This is a genomic window from Microbacterium sp. B24, from assembly GCF_000333415.1.
In the GTDB taxonomy this organism is placed as follows: Bacteria; Actinomycetota; Actinomycetes; order Actinomycetales; family Microbacteriaceae; genus Microbacterium.
In genome coordinates this window covers 1-15,429 of the sequence record NZ_BADB01000482.1, presented here as the reverse complement: position 1 = coordinate 15,429, position 15,429 = coordinate 1, and the positions used below count along the sequence as shown (strand labels likewise).

Annotated in this window: 15 protein-coding genes; 5 read left to right on the top strand and 10 right to left on the bottom strand. The window is 70.0% G+C overall.

Annotated features, from left to right (window positions below; all coding sequences use genetic code 11):
- Together I5I_RS14100 and murQ are read right to left on the bottom strand one after the other, a co-directional pair.
- The coding region (locus I5I_RS14100) for a PTS transporter subunit EIIC (protein WP_036321153.1) at positions 1 to 1,447 on the bottom strand (1,447 nt) is incomplete at its 3' end.
- Between the two features lie 29 nt (positions 1,448 to 1,476).
- Positions 1,477 to 2,427, bottom strand: coding sequence for an N-acetylmuramic acid 6-phosphate etherase (gene murQ, locus I5I_RS14095; protein WP_051039643.1), 951 nt, complete (start codon positions 2,425 to 2,427; stop codon positions 1,477 to 1,479).
- A gap of 126 nt (positions 2,428 to 2,553) precedes the next feature.
- On the opposite strand from murQ, the gene I5I_RS14090 reads away from it, so the two are divergent.
- Both I5I_RS14090 and I5I_RS14085 read left to right on the top strand, forming a co-directional pair.
- A complete protein-coding gene (locus tag I5I_RS14090) occupies positions 2,554 to 3,435 on the top strand; it encodes a MurR/RpiR family transcriptional regulator (protein WP_036321151.1) in 882 nt (293 codons plus the stop codon).
- Positions 3,436 to 3,566: 131 nt separating this feature from the next.
- Positions 3,567 to 4,922, top strand: coding sequence for a uracil-xanthine permease family protein (locus I5I_RS14085; RefSeq protein ID WP_036321150.1), 1,356 nt, complete (start codon positions 3,567 to 3,569; stop codon positions 4,920 to 4,922).
- A gap of 66 nt (positions 4,923 to 4,988) precedes the next feature.
- Here I5I_RS14085 and I5I_RS14080 read toward each other — a convergent pair whose 3' ends face one another.
- The 5 genes from I5I_RS14080 to I5I_RS14060 all read right to left on the bottom strand — a co-directional run bounded on the left by I5I_RS14080 (position 4,989) and on the right by I5I_RS14060 (position 10,919).
- Positions 4,989 to 6,002, bottom strand: coding sequence for a LacI family DNA-binding transcriptional regulator (locus tag I5I_RS14080; RefSeq protein ID WP_036321148.1), 1,014 nt, complete (start codon positions 6,000 to 6,002; stop codon positions 4,989 to 4,991).
- 3 nt (positions 6,003 to 6,005) lie between these two features.
- Positions 6,006 to 7,514: a GH1 family beta-glucosidase gene (locus I5I_RS14075; protein WP_036321146.1), complete on the bottom strand. Its 1,509-nt coding sequence runs from the start codon at positions 7,512 to 7,514 to the stop codon at positions 6,006 to 6,008.
- 29 nt (positions 7,515 to 7,543) lie between these two features.
- Positions 7,544 to 8,461, bottom strand: coding sequence for a carbohydrate ABC transporter permease (locus tag I5I_RS14070; protein WP_036321144.1), 918 nt, complete (start codon positions 8,459 to 8,461; stop codon positions 7,544 to 7,546).
- A complete protein-coding gene (locus I5I_RS14065) occupies positions 8,458 to 9,558 on the bottom strand; it encodes a carbohydrate ABC transporter permease (protein WP_036321142.1) in 1,101 nt (366 codons plus the stop codon). Before I5I_RS14065 ends, I5I_RS14070 begins: the two co-directional genes overlap by 4 nt.
- Positions 9,559 to 9,644: 86 nt before the next feature.
- Entirely contained in the window at positions 9,645 to 10,919 is a 1,275-nt protein-coding gene (locus I5I_RS14060) for an ABC transporter substrate-binding protein (RefSeq protein ID WP_036321140.1), read from the bottom strand.
- 344 nt (positions 10,920 to 11,263) lie between these two features.
- Here I5I_RS14060 and purS point away from each other — a divergent pair, with 344 nt between their 5' ends.
- Positions 11,264 to 11,509, top strand: a complete 246-nt coding sequence (gene purS, locus I5I_RS14055; RefSeq protein ID WP_036289123.1) for a phosphoribosylformylglycinamidine synthase subunit PurS — start codon at positions 11,264 to 11,266, stop codon at positions 11,507 to 11,509.
- Complete coding sequence (gene purQ, locus I5I_RS14050; RefSeq protein WP_036321138.1) at positions 11,506 to 12,213, top strand: phosphoribosylformylglycinamidine synthase subunit PurQ; 708 nt, start codon at positions 11,506 to 11,508, stop codon at positions 12,211 to 12,213. Before purS ends, purQ begins: the two co-directional genes overlap by 4 nt.
- Before the next feature lies 1 nt (position 12,214).
- Here the strand turns inward: purQ and I5I_RS14045 are convergent, their stop codons facing one another.
- From I5I_RS14045 to I5I_RS14035, 3 genes are all read right to left on the bottom strand, one after another.
- Positions 12,215 to 12,646, bottom strand: coding sequence for a DUF1761 domain-containing protein (locus I5I_RS14045; protein ID WP_036321136.1), 432 nt, complete (start codon positions 12,644 to 12,646; stop codon positions 12,215 to 12,217).
- Between the two features lie 104 nt (positions 12,647 to 12,750).
- Entirely contained in the window at positions 12,751 to 13,305 is a 555-nt protein-coding gene (locus I5I_RS14040) for a nucleotidyltransferase family protein (protein WP_036321134.1), read from the bottom strand.
- A complete protein-coding gene (locus I5I_RS14035) occupies positions 13,302 to 14,381 on the bottom strand; it encodes an XdhC family protein (RefSeq protein WP_036321156.1) in 1,080 nt (359 codons plus the stop codon). Before I5I_RS14035 ends, I5I_RS14040 begins: the two co-directional genes overlap by 4 nt.
- 143 nt (positions 14,382 to 14,524) lie before the next feature.
- Here I5I_RS14035 and I5I_RS14030 point away from each other — a divergent pair, with 143 nt between their 5' ends.
- The gene (locus I5I_RS14030) at positions 14,525 to 15,328 is read left to right on the top strand and encodes an FAD binding domain-containing protein (protein ID WP_036321132.1); all 804 of its coding nucleotides are present in this window, start codon (positions 14,525 to 14,527) and stop codon (positions 15,326 to 15,328) included.
- Positions 15,329 to 15,429 lie beyond the last annotated feature (101 nt).

Genomic DNA, 15,429 nt, shown 5'->3' with positions numbered 1-15,429 from the left:
AGCTCGGTACCGGGGATCCTCTAGAGTCCAGAACGAATCCCATGACGTAGGCGATCAGAAGGCCCCCGACGTACCAGAGCCATTGTCCGTTGGTGATGACGGCCGTCATCAGCACGCCCGACAGTCCCAGCGCGCCAGCGCCGAACCCGCCCGTCGCCTGGATGCCGTAGGCCACGAACGCGCCGCCGAAGCCGCCGCCGAGGCAGGCGGTGATGAGGGGGTAGAACAGGGGCAGCGAGACGCCGTAGATGAGCGGCTCACCCACACCGAGGACGCCGATGGGCAGCGCCGCACGGATGATGCTCTTCAGGCGCGTGCTCTTGGTCTTGACGTAGATCGCGATCGCCATACCGACCTCGCCCGCCCCCGCCATCGCCAGCACGGGGAGCAGCTGGGTGAAGCCGTGGTCGGCGATCAGCTGCGCATGGATGGGGGTGAGTCCCTGATGGATGCCGAGCATGACGAGCGGCAGGAACAGCGACGACAGCAGGTACCCGCCGATGACGCCACCGCGCTCGAGGGCAAAATCGATCAGCACCCAGTTGATGCCCTGCATCAGCAGTCCGGCGATGGGCATGATCACGAGGATGCAGACCGCGGCCCCGACGAGCATGGTGACGACGGGAACCACGAACAGGTCGAGCCACGCAGGAACGCGCGTGCGCACCCACTTCTCGATCACCGTGAACAACCAGGCGGTCACGATCACGCCGATGATGCCACCCAGTGCCGGCTTGAGCTCGCCGAACAGGGGCAGTACCAGGGGCTGTGCGGCAATCGCCGTGCCGTCGGCCGCCTTCGAGGCCGGGATGCCGGCGAGGGCGGGCATGTACGACACGGCGCCGGCGATGAGGCCGAGCACGGGGGTGCCGCCGAACTCCTTCGCGGTGTTGTAGCCCACCAGCAGATTCAGGGCCCCCACGACGATCGAACCCAGCGCGGCGAACGCGAGGAACCAGGGGTTCAGGGCGACGCCGGGGGCGATCAGCTTCCAGACGTTCGCGATCGCGACGATGAGACCGCACGCGATGAAGCCGGGGATGATCGGGATGAAGATGTTGCCGATGTGGCGGAACAGCGAGTGCACACCGGTCTTCTGGCGCGCCTTCACCTTCTGGGTGTTCTTCGTCTGCAGTGCGCGCAGATCGGCCGCCGCGCTCAGCGGGGCCTCATCGTCGGCATCCACCGGCGCGGTGCCCTGCTGCCCGCTCTCCGCCGCGAACGCGTCGCGCAAGCGCTGGGCGTGACCGGGGCCCACGACGACCTGCAGCTGGTCGCCGTCGACCACGCCCATCACGCCGTCGAGCTTCTTGATCGCGTCGACGTCGACGCGGGAGGGATCGATGATCTCCAGCCGCAGGCGCGTCATGCAGTTGGTGAAGGACGAGATGTTCTCGCCGCCGCCGACGAGCGGGAGGATGTCGCGGCTGAGTTTCGGGTAATCCACGGTGATTCCTTTCGTGATGTCCGGGGCGACTAGCGCTGGTCGGTGGGGGCGGGGCCGGCGGGGGCGGGGCCGGCGGGGGCCACGTCGTCGATGGCGGCGCGGACGAAGCCGTGCGCGTCCGCGAGTCGTTCGCGGGCGGCGGCGGCGCCGATTCCGCAGAGGATCGCCACGATGGCGGTCTTCGCGTGGCCGTCGGCGTCGGCCAGTGCGCTCTCGGCGCGTGAGCGGTCGCATCCGGTGGCGGCCTGCACGATGCGGACTGCGCGGTCGACGAGCTTCTCGTTGGTCGGGCGGACATCGACCATGAGATTGCCGTAGACCTTGCCGAGGCGCACCATCGTCGCCGTGGAGATCATGTTCAGCACCAGCTTCTGACTCGTGCCCGCCTTCAGCCGAGTGGAACCGGTGAGCACCTCGGGACCGTTGTCGATCTCGATCGCGACGTCGGCATGCTCGCTGATCTCGGCATTCGGGTTGGCGGCAAGGGCCACCGTCGCCGCGCCGATCGCGCGCGCGTGGTCGAGGCCGCCGATGACGTAGGGCGTGCGGCCGGAGGCGGCGATTCCCACGACGACGTCGGCAGCGCTCAGTTCGATGGCCTGCAGGTCGGCGACGGCGAACGCGACGGAGTCTTCGGCGTTCTCCACGGCCTCGAACATGGCGGCGCGCCCACCCGCGAGCACCCCCCGCACCTGTCCCGGATCGGTGCCGAAGGTGGGCGGGCACTCCGCGGCATCCAGCACCCCGAGCCGTCCGCTCGTGCCGGCGCCGAGGTAGATGAGCCGGCCGCCGGCGCCGAGGGCGGCGACGGCGAGATCGACCGCACGGGCGATCTGTCCGATCGCGGCGGCAACGGCCACGGGCACGCGGCGATCCTCGTCGTTCATCGCGGTGAGCAGCTCGGTGACGCTCATGGCGTCGAGCGCCCGGGTACGCGGGTTCTGCTGTTCCGTGGTGACGGCGGACACTGGAGCGGTCATGCGGCCTCCTCGTCGATGGCGGTCCCGCGCGGTTTCGTGGGCGTGAATGACTATTTCACAAAGCCGATCAAATGTGAAGCATGATTTCATGAAGCGTGGGAGACTGACGCAGACCCGGGAGGCGACATGGACGGCGACGTCATCGAGACGATCCGCACGGCCGTGCCGCGTCTGCGTCCAGCGGAGTCCCGGGTCGCCACGATCGTGCTGCACGATCCGGATGCCGTCGTCAACGCGACCGTGGCCGAGCTCGCCGACCACGCCGGCGTCTCCCAGGCCTCGGTCGTGCGCTTCTCCAAAGCGCTCGGCTTCGCCGGGTTTCCGGCACTGCGCATGCAGCTGGCGCAGGAGCTGTCGCGCAACGCCGCTGACCTCGAGCGTTCGGACATCGCCGAAGGGCAGCTGAACCCGTCGGACTCGCTGTCCGACATGGTCTCCAAAGTCGCCTTCCACGAGGCGCGCACGATCGAACAGACGGCGCGGCTGATCGACCTCGCGGCGCTGGAGGAGGTCGCCGGGCGCATCGCCGCGGGTGCGCGCGTGATCGCCGTCGGCGTGGGCGCGTCGGGTCTGGCCGCCGGCGACCTGTCGCAGAAGCTGCAGCGCATCGGCGTGAACTGCCTGAACGCACCCGACACGCATCTGCAGCTCGTGCACGCTGCGCTCGCCGGCACCGACGCCGTCGTCATCGCCTTCTCGTTCAGTGGGGGCACCCGCGACGTGCTGCACGCGGTCGAGGTCGCCGCCCGCACGGGAGCCCTGACCGTCGCCGTGACCGGCGACCCCGACTCGGTGCTCGCCGGCGCCTGCGACCTCGTGCTGCGCACGCCCGCCCGGGAGGCGACGCTGCGCGCGGCGGCGCTGGCCAGCCGCATGGCGCAGCTCGCCGTCGTCGACTTCCTCTTTCTGAGGGTCGGGCAGCTGCGTTTCGATGATCTCGGATCGGTGCTGGACGCCACTCGACAGGCCGTGACACCTCAGCACCTGCCGCGGGGCGAGCGCAACTGAGACGGGAACGCTCTTTCACGGCGCGCATGCGCGGCTCACAGCCCGCTCCCAGGTAGCCTGACCTGGGCATCGGCCGCCCGCCCCATCCCCCGCCGTTTCGCCGACCGCACCGCCGAAGAAGGAGCACGACCATGCCCATCTGGACTCAGCACGGAGACGGCCGCACCGTCGAGCCCGGCGCCGTCGTCAAGCCGCACGAACGCCTCGGCTGGCCGGCGACGATCGCGATCGGCGCCCAGCACGTGGTCGCCATGTTCGGTGCGACATTCCTCGTGCCGCTGCTCACCGGGTTCCCGGTCTCGACCACGCTGCTGTTCTCCGGCATCGGCACCCTGCTGTTCCTGGTCCTCACCGGCAACCGCCTGCCCAGCTACCTCGGCAGCTCGTTCGCGTTCATCGCGCCGATCCTCGCCCTCGGCCCGGGCGGCGGCAAGGCGCTGGAGACCGGCGAGCAGATCAGTCAGGCCCTGCTCGGCGTGTTCGTCGCCGGCGTGCTGCTGGCCGGCATCGGGCTGCTCGTGCAGGCCACCGGCACCGGCTGGATCGAGAAGCTCATGCCCCCGGTCGTCTCCGGCGCGATCGTGGCGCTCATCGGCCTGAACCTCGCGCCCGTGGCCTGGACGAACTTCCAGCAGGACGCGCTGCTCGGCGGCATCACGCTGGCCGCCTGCATCCTGTTCGCCGTGTTCTTCCGCGGCTTCCTGGGGCGCATCTCGATCTTCCTCGGCGTCGTCGTCGGCTACGTCGTGGCCGCGCTGATGGGCCGCGTGAAATGGGACGGCGTCGCGGATGCCGCGTGGGTCGGCCTCCCCCAGTTCCACCTGCCCGCGTTCGGCGACGCGCACGCCTGGGCGATGCTGCCGATGTTCCTGCCCGTGATCCTCGTGCTGATCGCCGAGAACGTGGGCCACGTGCGCGGTGTCGCCACCATGACCGGCGACCCCTCGATCAACAAGCGCACCGGGCGCGCGCTGATCGCCGACGGCCTGGCGACCACGATCGCCGGCCTCGGCGGCGGCTCGGGCACGACCACCTACGGCGAGAACATCGGCGTCATGGCCGCAACCCGCGTCTACTCGACGGCCGCGTACTGGGTCGCCGGCACCGTGGCGATCCTGCTGGCCTTCTCCCCGAAGATCGGCGCGGTGATCTTCGCGATGCCCGCGGGCGTGCTCGGCGGCGTGACGACCGCGCTCTACGGCCTCATCGGCGTCATCGGCATCAAGATCTGGGTCGACAACCAGGTGGACTTCTCCCGCCCGGTCAACCAGTACACGGTCGCCGTGGCCTTCGTCATCGCGATCGCGGGCTTCACGATGAACCTCGGAACGCTCAGCTTCGGCGCCATCGTCCTGGGCACCGTGGCCGCTCTCGTCATCTACCACCTCGGCAACGCCATCGCCCGGGCGCGCAAGACCGGCGCGGATGACGGCGGGCCGATCGTGCCCATCGGCCCGCTCGGCGGCGATCCCGAGAACGTCGGCTGACGCTCGGCGCCGGATCGACGGACGCGGGGCGGCGCCGAGCGACGCGGCGCCCCGCGGATGCCGAGGTCAGGCGGAGTCGCGGACGATGAGCTCCGTCGGCAGGATCGTCACACGGTCGGGCGTGCCGCCGGAGAGGATCGACAGCAGCACGTCAGCCATGCGCTCCCCCTGCTCGTGGGAGGGCTGGCGCATCGTCGTGAGCTGCGGGCTGACGGTGCGCGCGACGGGCGAGTCGTCGAAGCCCACGATCGCGACGTCCTCGGGAACGCGGATGCCCGCGCGCCCGAGCGCCGCGAGCGCACCGCGAGCCATCAGATCGCTCGCGACGAAGAGCGCGTCGAACTCCACTCCCGTTTCGATGATCCGCTGCATCGCGGCCGAGCCGCCGTCGGCCGTGAAGTTGCCGTCCTCCTCGGCGACCGGCTCGAGCCCGGCGGCGGAGAGCGCATCGCGAAAGCCAACGAGACGGTCGATGCCGGCCGGCATCGTGACAGGGCCGGCGATCGTCGCGATGCGGCGGAAGCCTCGACCGATCAGATACTCGGTCGCCTCGCGTCCGCCGGCGACGTTGTCGACGTCGACGTAGTAGTCGCGTTCGCGCTCCCGCACGGGACGGCCGCCGTAGACGACCGGCACGACGTGCGCGATGCGGTCGATGAACGTGTCGCTCGTGTGGTGCGAGACGACGATCGCACCGTCGACGGCGCCGCTGCGCACGTATGCCGAGGTCTTGTCACCCGGATCGTCGCTCGCGATGATCAGGTTGAGCACGTACTCCGACCGGCTGAGCCGCGTGTTGATTCCCGACACGACCGAGGCGAAGAACGGGTCGCCGAAGAACCGGGTGGTGTCCTCGGGCACGACGAGTGCGATCGCCATCGTGGCGCGGCTCGCGAGCGAGCGCGCGGCACGGTTGGGCACGTAGTTCAGGTCCGCGATGGCGCGCCGCACCGCTTCCAGAGCCGCCGGGCTCACGGCCGTGGAGCCGTTGACGACGCGGGAGACGGTCGACCGCGACACTCCCGCGGCGGCCGCGACCTCTTCGATCGTCGGGGCGACGCGCGGGGTGTCGATGGTCACGGGCTACCTCTGAAGAGTCGAGATCGGAGCGCCGGGATGCGGGACGGCCCCGGAGACCGGAACCGCCGCGTCGTCGAGTGCGCGGGCGGCGATGACCCGACGATACTCCAGCGCGCTGTCTTTCGCGGTGCGCACCTGGGTGTCGTAATCGACGTGAACGATCCCGAAGCGCTTGGCGTATCCCCACGCCCACTCGAAGTTGTCCAGGAGCGACCAGTAGAAGTAGCCCCGCACATCCACGCCCGCATCGGCGGCGTCGAGGATCGCGTCCAGATGGGCGAGCAGGAACTGCGTGCGCTGGAGGTCGTGCACGCGGGCGACGCCGTCCTCGACGACGAGCTCGTCGTCGTAGGAAGCACCGTTCTCGGTGACGTACAGGGCGGTGCCGGCCGGCTGGGCGTACTCGGCCCAGACGCGCTGCAGCAGACGCGTCAGCCCCTCGGGCTGCACCTCCCAGTGCATGTTGGTGCGCGGCAGACCACGATCGTGCCAGTAGATGCCCTCGTGCGACGGGAAGGGGGATGCCGCGGGCCGGTCGGTCGGCGCATCGCCCGGCAGCGGTGGCTGCGGGTCGGGTGCGCCACCCACGAACTCGCCGTGGTAGTAGTTCACCCCGAGCGCGTCCAGCGGCTGCGAGATGGTGTTCAGGTCGCCCGACTGATTCGCCGCCTCGAGCGCGTCGATGGCCTCGGGCGCGACGGCGCGGATGTCCTCGATCACATCGGCGGGGTACGCGCCGCGGAAGATCGGGTCGAGGAACCACCGGTTGAACTGCCCGTCGATGCGGCGGGCAGCATCGGCATCCGCGGCATCCGCGGGGTCGACGGCGTCGGCCACCGTGAGGTTCAGCGTGATGCCGAGGCGCAGATCGGCGTCGCGCTCACGCAGCTCGCGCACGACCGCCCCATGGCCGAGCATGAGGTGGTGGGCGGCGAGCACGCCATCGGTCACGCTGTAGCGGCCCGGCGCGTGGATGCCCGCGGTGTAGCTCAGGAAGGACGAGCACCAGGGCTCGTTGAGCGTCGTCCAGTTCTGCACCCGGTCGCCCAGCGCGTCGTGAACGCTCAGCGCGTACTCGAGGAACTGCTCGCTCGTCGAACGGACGGTCCAGCCGCCCTTCTCCTCGATCGCCTGCGGCATGTCCCAGTGATACAGCGTGAGCCACGGCAGGATGTCGTTGGCCCGCAGCTCGTCGACCAGGCGCTCGTAGAAGTCGAGCCCCTTGCGGTTGACCGGCCCCCCGTCGGGACGCACCCGCGACCACGAGACCGAGAAGCGATACGTGTCGAGACCGAGGTCCTTCATGAGGGACACGTCGTCGCGGAAGCGGTGGTAGTGATCGCACGCGACATCACCGTTGTCGGCGGCGATCACGGCGCCGGGCACGCGGCTGAACGCGTCCCAGATGGATGCCGTGCGACCGTCCTCGAAAGCAGCGCCTTCGATCTGGTACGCGGCGGTGGCCGCGCCGAAGAGGAAGCCCTCCGGGAAGGAGCGGGAGAACTCTGTCATAAGTCGACCTTTCTGAAGCGGTCGGGCGCTCAGCCCTTGACCGCGCCTTGCATAATGCCACTGACCAGCTGCTTGCCGGCGAAGACGAACAGGATCAGCAGCGGAATCGTGGCCAGAAGCACGCCCGCGAGCACGATCGAGTAGTCGATGAAGTAGTTGGACTGCAGCAGCGACAGCGCCACGGGCAGCGTCGGGTTCTGCCGGTCGAGAACGATGAACGGCCAGAAGAAGTTGTTCCACGCCGACACGAAGGTGAACAGCGCAAGCATGGCAGCGGCGGGCCGCGCGGCCGGCAGGCCGACGGTGAGGAAGGTGCGGAACGAGCTCGCCCCGTCCACGCGGGCCGCCTCGATCAGCTCGTCGGGCACCGCCTGGCGCAGGTACTGCGTCATCCAGAACACGCCGAACGCGCTGACGAGGGCGGGCACGATGATCGCGCCGAGCTGACCGGTCCAGCCCATCTCGCTGAACAGGATGTACAGCGGCACGACACCGAGCTGGGTGGGGACGGCCATCGTCGCGATGACGAAGACGAGCAGCCAGCTCGATCCCTTGAACTTCAGCTTGGCGAACGCCCACCCGGCGAGCGTCGAGAAGAAGACGACCGAGAGGGCGATCAGGCCGGAGCTGATGATCGAGTTCCACAGGGCCACCCAGAAGTTCACGGCCGGATCGTTCATGACCTTCGCGGCGTTGGCGAAGAAGTTGCCGCCCGGGATCCACGACATGTTGGGGTCGCGGATCGTGTACGAGTCGCCGGAGCCGATCAGCAGCGACCAGTAGAAGGGGAAGAGGCTGCCGACGAGCACGGCGGCGAGGCAGGCGTAGACGATCCAGCCCGGGCGGGTGCCTTTGACGTGGCGCGGACGACGCTTCTTCTCGCCCCGGCCCGGGGTCGGCAGCGCGTCGTCGACGACGGGGACGGCCTGTTCGTTGAGGACGCTCATCGCGTCACCTCCGCTGATTCGTTCGTGCGACGGGGTTCGGATGCCGCCGCGCGATCGGCGGCGACCGCGGCACGGGCTGCGCGTCGGGCGGCGCGCATCTGTGCCCGGGTGAGGGTGTTGCGGCTTCCTTCGTCGCGCACCAGGTTGCGGGTGATGAAGAGGTTGATGACGCCGATCACCAGGATGATGATGAAGAGGATCCAGGCCAGCGCGGCGGCGCGGCCCAGGTTCCACTGGCCCCAGCCGAGGTCGTAGAGCCAGAGCGAGATCGTCAGCCACTGGTTGTTCGCGCCGCCGGTGCCGGTCTGGTCGTACATGCGCGGCTCGTCGAAGATCTGCAGGCCACCGATGGTGGACGTGATGATCACGAAGATCAGGGTGGGGCGCAGGCTCGGCAGGGTGATCGCGAAGAACTGGCGCACCTTTCCGGCGCCGTCCACCGTCGCGGCCTCGTAGTAGTCGCGCGGGATGGCCTGCATCGCCGCCAGCAGGATGAGGGTGTTGTATCCGGTCCACCGGAAGTTCACCATCGTGGCGATCGCGATGTGGCTGGCGAAGGTGTCGGAATGCCACATGACGGGAGGCAGTCCGATGCTGCTCAGCCAGGTGTTGATGATGCCGTACTGGTCACCGAACATGTTCGAGAAGATCAGGGCCACGGCGACCGGGGCCATGACGTAGGGGACGAGCACGCCCATGCGCCAGAAGGTCTTGGCGCGGATGTTCTGATCCAGCAACGCCGCGATGAACACGGCGGCGATGAGCTGCGGCACCGACGACAGCAGGAAGATGCTGAAGGTGTTGCGCAGCGCCGCCCAGAACTTCGGGTCGGAGATCACGGTGGCGTACTGGTCGAACCCGACGAACGTGCCGGAGTTTCGCACCAGGTCCCAGTCCATGAAGGAGATCACCGCGGTGTACCCGATCGGGAAGAGCCCGACGACGAGGAACAGGATGAAGAACGGGGAGATGTACAGGTACGGCGAGAGCTTGAGGTCCCACGAGCTCAGCCGGCTGCCGAAGCCGATCCGTTTCGGCTGACGCGCGGCGATGGCGGCGGTGCCGCGCACGCGCGTGGAGGTTCTGGTGGTGTCCACTCTTCAGTCCTTCGATCTCGTGGTTGAGGCAGGGAGCGGGCCCGGGAGGGTCCCCCGGGCCCGCTGTCACATGTCTGCCGTCGTCCTTACTTGATGGCGGCGACTTCCGTCTGCCACTGCGCCCACGAGGCGGCCTTGTCCTGCGTTCCCTCTTCGACGCGGGTCAGAGCCTTCTGCATCGCGTCGTTGATCTGGAAGTAGAACTGGCCCTTGAAGGGCGAGACGGTGACCGCGTTGGCGCGGTCGGTGAGGATCTGGCCCACCGGAGCGTTGTTGAAGAACTCGTTCTTCGAGCTCAGCAGCGTGTCGGACTTCATCGCGTCGACCTGGCTCGGGAACGTGCCGGCCGCCTCGAACGCCTTGAGCTGCGTGTCGGGGCTGGTCAGCCAGTCGGCGAGCTGCTGGGCAGCCGCGACGTTCTTGCCGTTGGCGGGGACGGTCAGGTACGAACCGCCCCAGTTACCGCCGCCGCCGGGGAAGACGTTGGCGATGTCCCAGCCCTTGACGTCCTTGGCGTTGCCGGAGATGACACCGAGCATCCAGCCCGGGCAGAGCATCGTCGCGAACGAGCCGTTGGACAGGCCGGCCATCCAGTCGTCGGACCACTGGCTGAGGTGGGCGGACTGCGTCTTGGCGGCGTCGAGCACCTGGTTGTAGATCGTCTCGACCTGCGGGTCGATGGTGATCTTGCCGTCCGAGGGGTTCTCGTACGCGGCCTCGACCTGGTTGATCATGCCCTGGTAGGTGCCGCCGGCGGAGTCGAAGAACGCCTTGCCGGTCGCGGCGGTGTACTTGGCACCGGTGTCGAAGTAGGTCTTCCAGTCGCCGGTGAGCAGCTTCGCGACCGACTCGCGGTCGGTCGGCAGGCCCGCCGCGGCGAACAGGTCGGAGCGGTAGCAGACGCCCTCGGGGCCGATGTCGGTGCCATAGCCGATGAGGTTGCCCTTGGGGTCGGTGGCGGCCTTGGTCTTCCAGTCCAGCCAGCGGCTCTTCAGGTCGGCGGGAACGGGCGCGAGCAGGTCGGAGTACTTCATGACCTCGGGCAGCCAGTCGACCTCGATGGCCTCGATGTCGGCGAGGCCGGTCTTGCCGAGCTTCTGGAAGTAGTTGGCGCGCGCGTCGTTGCTCGTGGCCGCCTTGTTGTGCACGATCGTGACGTTCGGGTGCTCCTTCGTGTACTCGGCGAACAGGGCGTCCGAGTATCCGAAGTCGTTGAAGGTCGCAACGGTCAGGGTGACCTTCTCGTTGGGGTCGGCCGTGGCTGCTCCGCCGCCGCCACCGGCGCAGCCGGCGAGGACGAGGGCGGAGGTGGTCGCGACGCCGGCCACGAGGCCGATGCGCCGCAGTGCGCGTGTGTTCACGTGTCACTCCTTTGTGGATGTGTTTCAGGTGCGTGGGTTGCGTTCCCGTCTCCCCGCGTTACCGCGTCGCTATCGGAATGGGAGCGCTCTCACCGGACATCGACGACGTTATGGGATCGCTCCCAGGAATGCAAGGGAGCGCTCCCATGAGCCGATCACAGTTGCGTAACGGCGGCCGTGGCAATTCGCCGGCTTCCGCGTCGCCCGGCGTCGCGCTGGCAACGGATGCCGAGGGCCGGATGCCCGTAGACTGTGGGCGACCCCTTCCCTCCCGTGGCGCGCCGGCTCCGGCATCCGTCGGCGGGACGACCCCGCGGCCGTCAGGCGGCCCTCAGGAGGACCGAATGCCCACCATCGTCGTCGATGTCATGCCCAAGGCCGAGCTGCTGGACCCGCAGGGCAAGGCCGTCGCCGGCGCCCTCGGCCGCCTCGGCGTGGAGGGCTTCTCGGCCGTCCGCATCGGCAAGCGCTTCGAGCTCACCGTCGACGTCGCCGACGAGAAGACCCTCGAGACGGTGCGCACCCTGGCCGACGAGGTGCTCTCCAACGCGGTGATCGAGGACGTCGTGGGCATCGAGGTCGTCGAATGACCGCACGCATCGGCGTCATCACCTTTCCGGGCTCGCTCGACGACGGCGACGCCCAGCGGGCGATCCGCCTCGCGGGCGCCGAGCCCGTTGCACTCTGGCACGGGTCGCACGACCTCGAGGGCGTCGACGCACTCGTGCTGCCGGGTGGCTTCAGCTACGGCGACTACCTGCGCGCCGGTGCGATCGCCGCGCTCGCCCCGATCATGACCGAGGTGAAGGATGCGGCCGCCAAGGGCATGCCCGTGCTGGGCATCTGCAACGGCTTCCAGATGCTCGTGGAGGCTCATCTGCTGCCGGGCGGTCTGATCCGCAACGCCCACCAGCAGTTCATCCGGCGCGACCAGCGCCTGCGCGTGGAGAACGCGTCGACCGCGTGGACCTCGGCGTTCGAGACCGGCCAGGAGATCACGATCCCCCTCAAGAACGCGGACGGCGGCTACATCTGCTCGGCCGAGACGCTGAAGCGGATCGAGGGCGACGGACTCGTCGCGTTCCGCTACCTCGGCGTGAACCCCAACGGCTCGCTGGACGACATCGCGGGTCTCACGAACGAGCACGGCAACGTCGTCGGCCTCATGCCCCACCCCGAGCACGCGGTGGAGCCGGGCTTCGGCCCGAACACCCCCGACGCGATGCGCTCGGGCGTGGACGGCCTGGGCTTCTTCACCTCGGCGATCGCCGCCGTGGTGGGCGCCGCCGCCTGAGTCAGACGGTTCCGATCGGCGGCCAGAGTCCGATGACGAGCGCCATCAGCAGCACCGATGTCAGCTCGAATCCGATCGTGAGCACCGTCAGCGGCGACGGGCGCCCTTCGAACGCGTCGTGGGTGATGACCCGCGCCGCGGTGAAACCGGCCCAGAGCGTGACCGCTGTCACGAGCGCCGACGCGAGGTAGCCGCCGCCGTAGAAGTGCCACGCGATCGCGACCGAGCCCGCCAGCACCCACGCCGTGAGGAACGTCACGACCGCAGACACGATCAGCGGAATCGCGGGCGAGCCGCGACGTGCGCTCATGTCGATGCGAGCCAGGCGTGCCCACCGGTCGACGAAGAGCGCCGGCGAGTACCAGACGGCGCCCAGCGCCATGCTGAGAACCGTGCCGATGAGCACGGCCCAATAGTTGATCTCGGGAATCATGACGCCTCCTGGTGGGTGAGCCGGTGCCGTGCCGCGAGGCTACCGCCTCGCTCGGCGCGGCGTACAGGGCAATGGGCGACGGTGGGTGGACCGCGGGCGCGGCGTCAGTCGCGGGTATCCCGGTCGCGGCCGTGCCACAGGTCGGCGCACTCCACGCGCTCGGCGCCGTGCGCGCGCAGGTAGGCGCCGGCACCCCTGTCACCGGCCAGCTGGCCGGCGACCCGCGGCCAGTGCGCCCGGCCGATCAACACCGGGTGACCCGGGCGGCCACGGTACGCGGCCTGCCGGAGCGCGTCGCCGTCGGCACGCCGCATCACCCGACGGCACGCGGATGCCGGCAGCTCCGGCACGTCCACGGGAACCACGAGCGCGGCGACGGCGCTCGAGCCGGCGGCAGCCTCGAGCCCGACACGGACGGATGCCGACAGCTCGCGGCACCCGTCGGCGACGCGCACGACGACCGTCCCCGTCGGGACGAGCGGTTCCGCCTCGTCGGCGCCGGTGCCCAGCACGACGACGACCGGGACGCACCCGGCGGCGCGCAGCGTGGCGACGGCGAGCACCAGCCACGACTCTCCCGCGGCGGTGCGGGCCAGCGCCTTCGGGCCACCGAAGCGGGTGCCGGCGCCCGCCGCGAGGACGACCCCGCAGACCGTCATGAACGCCCGGCGGGCGCCCGGCCGACAGCACTGATCGGCGCGCAGACCCCGGCGCTCGCACGCTCGGCCGGCGCCGGCTCCTCCGCGCGCCAGGCGGCGTGGACGGGTCCGGCCAGACCCGACAACCGTGCACCCGACCCGCCCCGACGATCGGCGATGATCTCGGCGAGGATCGACAGCGCGGTCTCCTCCGCCGACACGCCACCCAGATCGAGCCCGATCGGCGAGCGCAGGCGAGCGAGAGCGGCGGTGCCCACGCCGGCCTCGCGGAGGCGGCGGAGGCGATCGTCGTGGGTGCGGCGGCTGCCCATGGCTCCCACGTAATCGGCGGGCGAGCCGAGCGCGACCCGGAGTGCCGGGACGTCCAGTCGCGGATCGTGACTCAGGACGCAGATCGCCGTGCCCGCCTCGAGCCTCTCGGCGGCGAGATAGCGGTCGGGCCAGTCGACCACGACCTCCGCGCCGGGAAAGCGGTCGGCGGTGGCGAAGAGATCTCGGGGATCGACCACGCTCACGCGGTGTCCCATCGCCGTGCCGAGCCGCGCGAGGGCGACGGCGAACTCCACGGCGCCGACCACGATGAGTCGCGGGCGCGCGCCGACCTCGACGACGATCGCGGCGGCATCCGCGTCGAACGCGGGCGCGGACCCGTCCCGCACCGTCCCCTGTCCGCGCAGCGCCCCCGACGTGACGAGCCGGAAGCGGGTGGGGATGCCCGCGGCATCCCGCTCGGCCAGCAGTGCGAGCTGGGCCGCCGCGGCGCTGCCGGGCGACACGGGGCGCACGAGCACGTCGACCGCTCCCCCGCAGGTCAATCCCGCGGCAAAGCCCTCGCCGTCGCTGTAGCCGAAGCTGTCGATGGACACCGCGCCGGTGACGATCGCGTCGAGACAGCGCTCGTACACGGCCCCCTCGACGCAGCCGCCGGACACGTTCCCGAACACCCCGGCATCCGAGACGATCATGCTCGCCCCGACGGGCCGCGGCGCGCTGCCGGAAACCGCGACCACCGTCGCGATCGCGAACACGCGCCCCTCGCGCACCCACTGGGCTGCCGGGGACAGGATCTCGCGCATGGTCGTCACCGTAATCGCCGCTCGTTGCGGGCCTGTTGCGTGCGCGTGAAACACGGGCGAAACGGCACTCTGTTTCACTCGAACCCGATCCGGCCCGCGCACCCGACGCCGCGGACGGGACGTGACCCAGATCGGAGCGACACATGGACATCACCACCGTGCGCTCGTTCCGGACGGCGCGCACCCGTGACGACCTCCGGCTCGCCGAGGGCGAGACGATCATGGCGGGCGGCACCTGGCTGATGAGCGAGCCGCAGCCCGCAACGACCGGGTTCGTCGACCTCACCGGCATGGGCTGGGCCGACCTCGACGCCGATGCCGAGGGTCTGCGCATCGCCGCGACGTGCACCATCGCACGCCTCGTCGCGTTCGCGCAGAAGGCCCCGGCACCGTGGACGGCCGCCTCGATCATCCCGGATGCCGCGAACGCCCTCCTCGCCTCGTTCAAGATCTGGAACACCGCCACCGTCGGCGGCAACGTCTGCCGCGCTTTCGCGGCGGGCGCGATGGTGTCGCTGTGTGCCGGGCTCGACGGCGTCGCCGAGATCTGGAGCGACGACGGCGACCGAGAGCTGCCCGTCGCCGAGCTCGTGACGGGCAATGGAACGACGTCTCTCGCGCGGGGCGAGGTGCTGCGCGCGATCCGCCTGCCCGCCCACGCGCTGCGCTCGCGCGCCGCGCTGCGCAAGATCGCCCTGGCCGAGCACGGCCGCTCGGGAGCCGTCGTCACGGGCCGGGTCGACCCCGACGGCGCCAGTGTCTTCGGCGTGACGGCGGCGACCTGGCGTCCCACGGTGCTGCGCTTCACCGCCCTGCCGGATGCCGCGACACTCGCCGCCGCCGTCGAGGACTGCCCGGGGTACTACACCGACCCGCTCGGGTCGGCCGACTGGCGTCGCGGTGTCGCCGCCGCGCTCGCGGAGGACATCCGAAGGGAGCTCGCATGAAGTGGGTCGTCGACGGCGCCGAGGTGGATGCCGAGCCGCGTCCGGGCCAGTGCCTGCGCACCCTCCTGCGCGAGACGGGCCACACCGAGTCAAGAAGGGTG

Excerpts from the sequence above, each read along its gene's own strand:
- murQ (WP_051039643.1), bottom strand. The coding sequence starts at position 2,427 with ATGACCGCTCCAGTGTCCGCCGTCACCACGGAACAGCAGAACCCGCGT.
- I5I_RS14090 (WP_036321151.1), top strand. The coding sequence starts at position 2,554 with ATGGACGGCGACGTCATCGAGACGATCCGCACGGCCGTGCCGCGTCTG.
- I5I_RS14085 (WP_036321150.1), top strand. The coding sequence starts at position 3,567 with ATGCCCATCTGGACTCAGCACGGAGACGGCCGCACCGTCGAGCCCGGC.
- I5I_RS14075 (WP_036321146.1), bottom strand. The coding sequence starts at position 7,514 with ATGACAGAGTTCTCCCGCTCCTTCCCGGAGGGCTTCCTCTTCGGCGCG.
- I5I_RS14070 (WP_036321144.1), bottom strand. The coding sequence starts at position 8,461 with ATGAGCGTCCTCAACGAACAGGCCGTCCCCGTCGTCGACGACGCGCTG.
- purS (WP_036289123.1), top strand. The coding sequence starts at position 11,264 with ATGCCCACCATCGTCGTCGATGTCATGCCCAAGGCCGAGCTGCTGGAC.
- purQ (WP_036321138.1), top strand. The coding sequence starts at position 11,506 with ATGACCGCACGCATCGGCGTCATCACCTTTCCGGGCTCGCTCGACGAC.
- I5I_RS14045 (WP_036321136.1), bottom strand. The coding sequence starts at position 12,646 with ATGATTCCCGAGATCAACTATTGGGCCGTGCTCATCGGCACGGTTCTC.
- I5I_RS14040 (WP_036321134.1), bottom strand. The coding sequence starts at position 13,305 with ATGACGGTCTGCGGGGTCGTCCTCGCGGCGGGCGCCGGCACCCGCTTC.
- I5I_RS14035 (WP_036321156.1), bottom strand. The coding sequence starts at position 14,381 with ATGCGCGAGATCCTGTCCCCGGCAGCCCAGTGGGTGCGCGAGGGGCGC.
- I5I_RS14030 (WP_036321132.1), top strand. The coding sequence starts at position 14,525 with ATGGACATCACCACCGTGCGCTCGTTCCGGACGGCGCGCACCCGTGAC.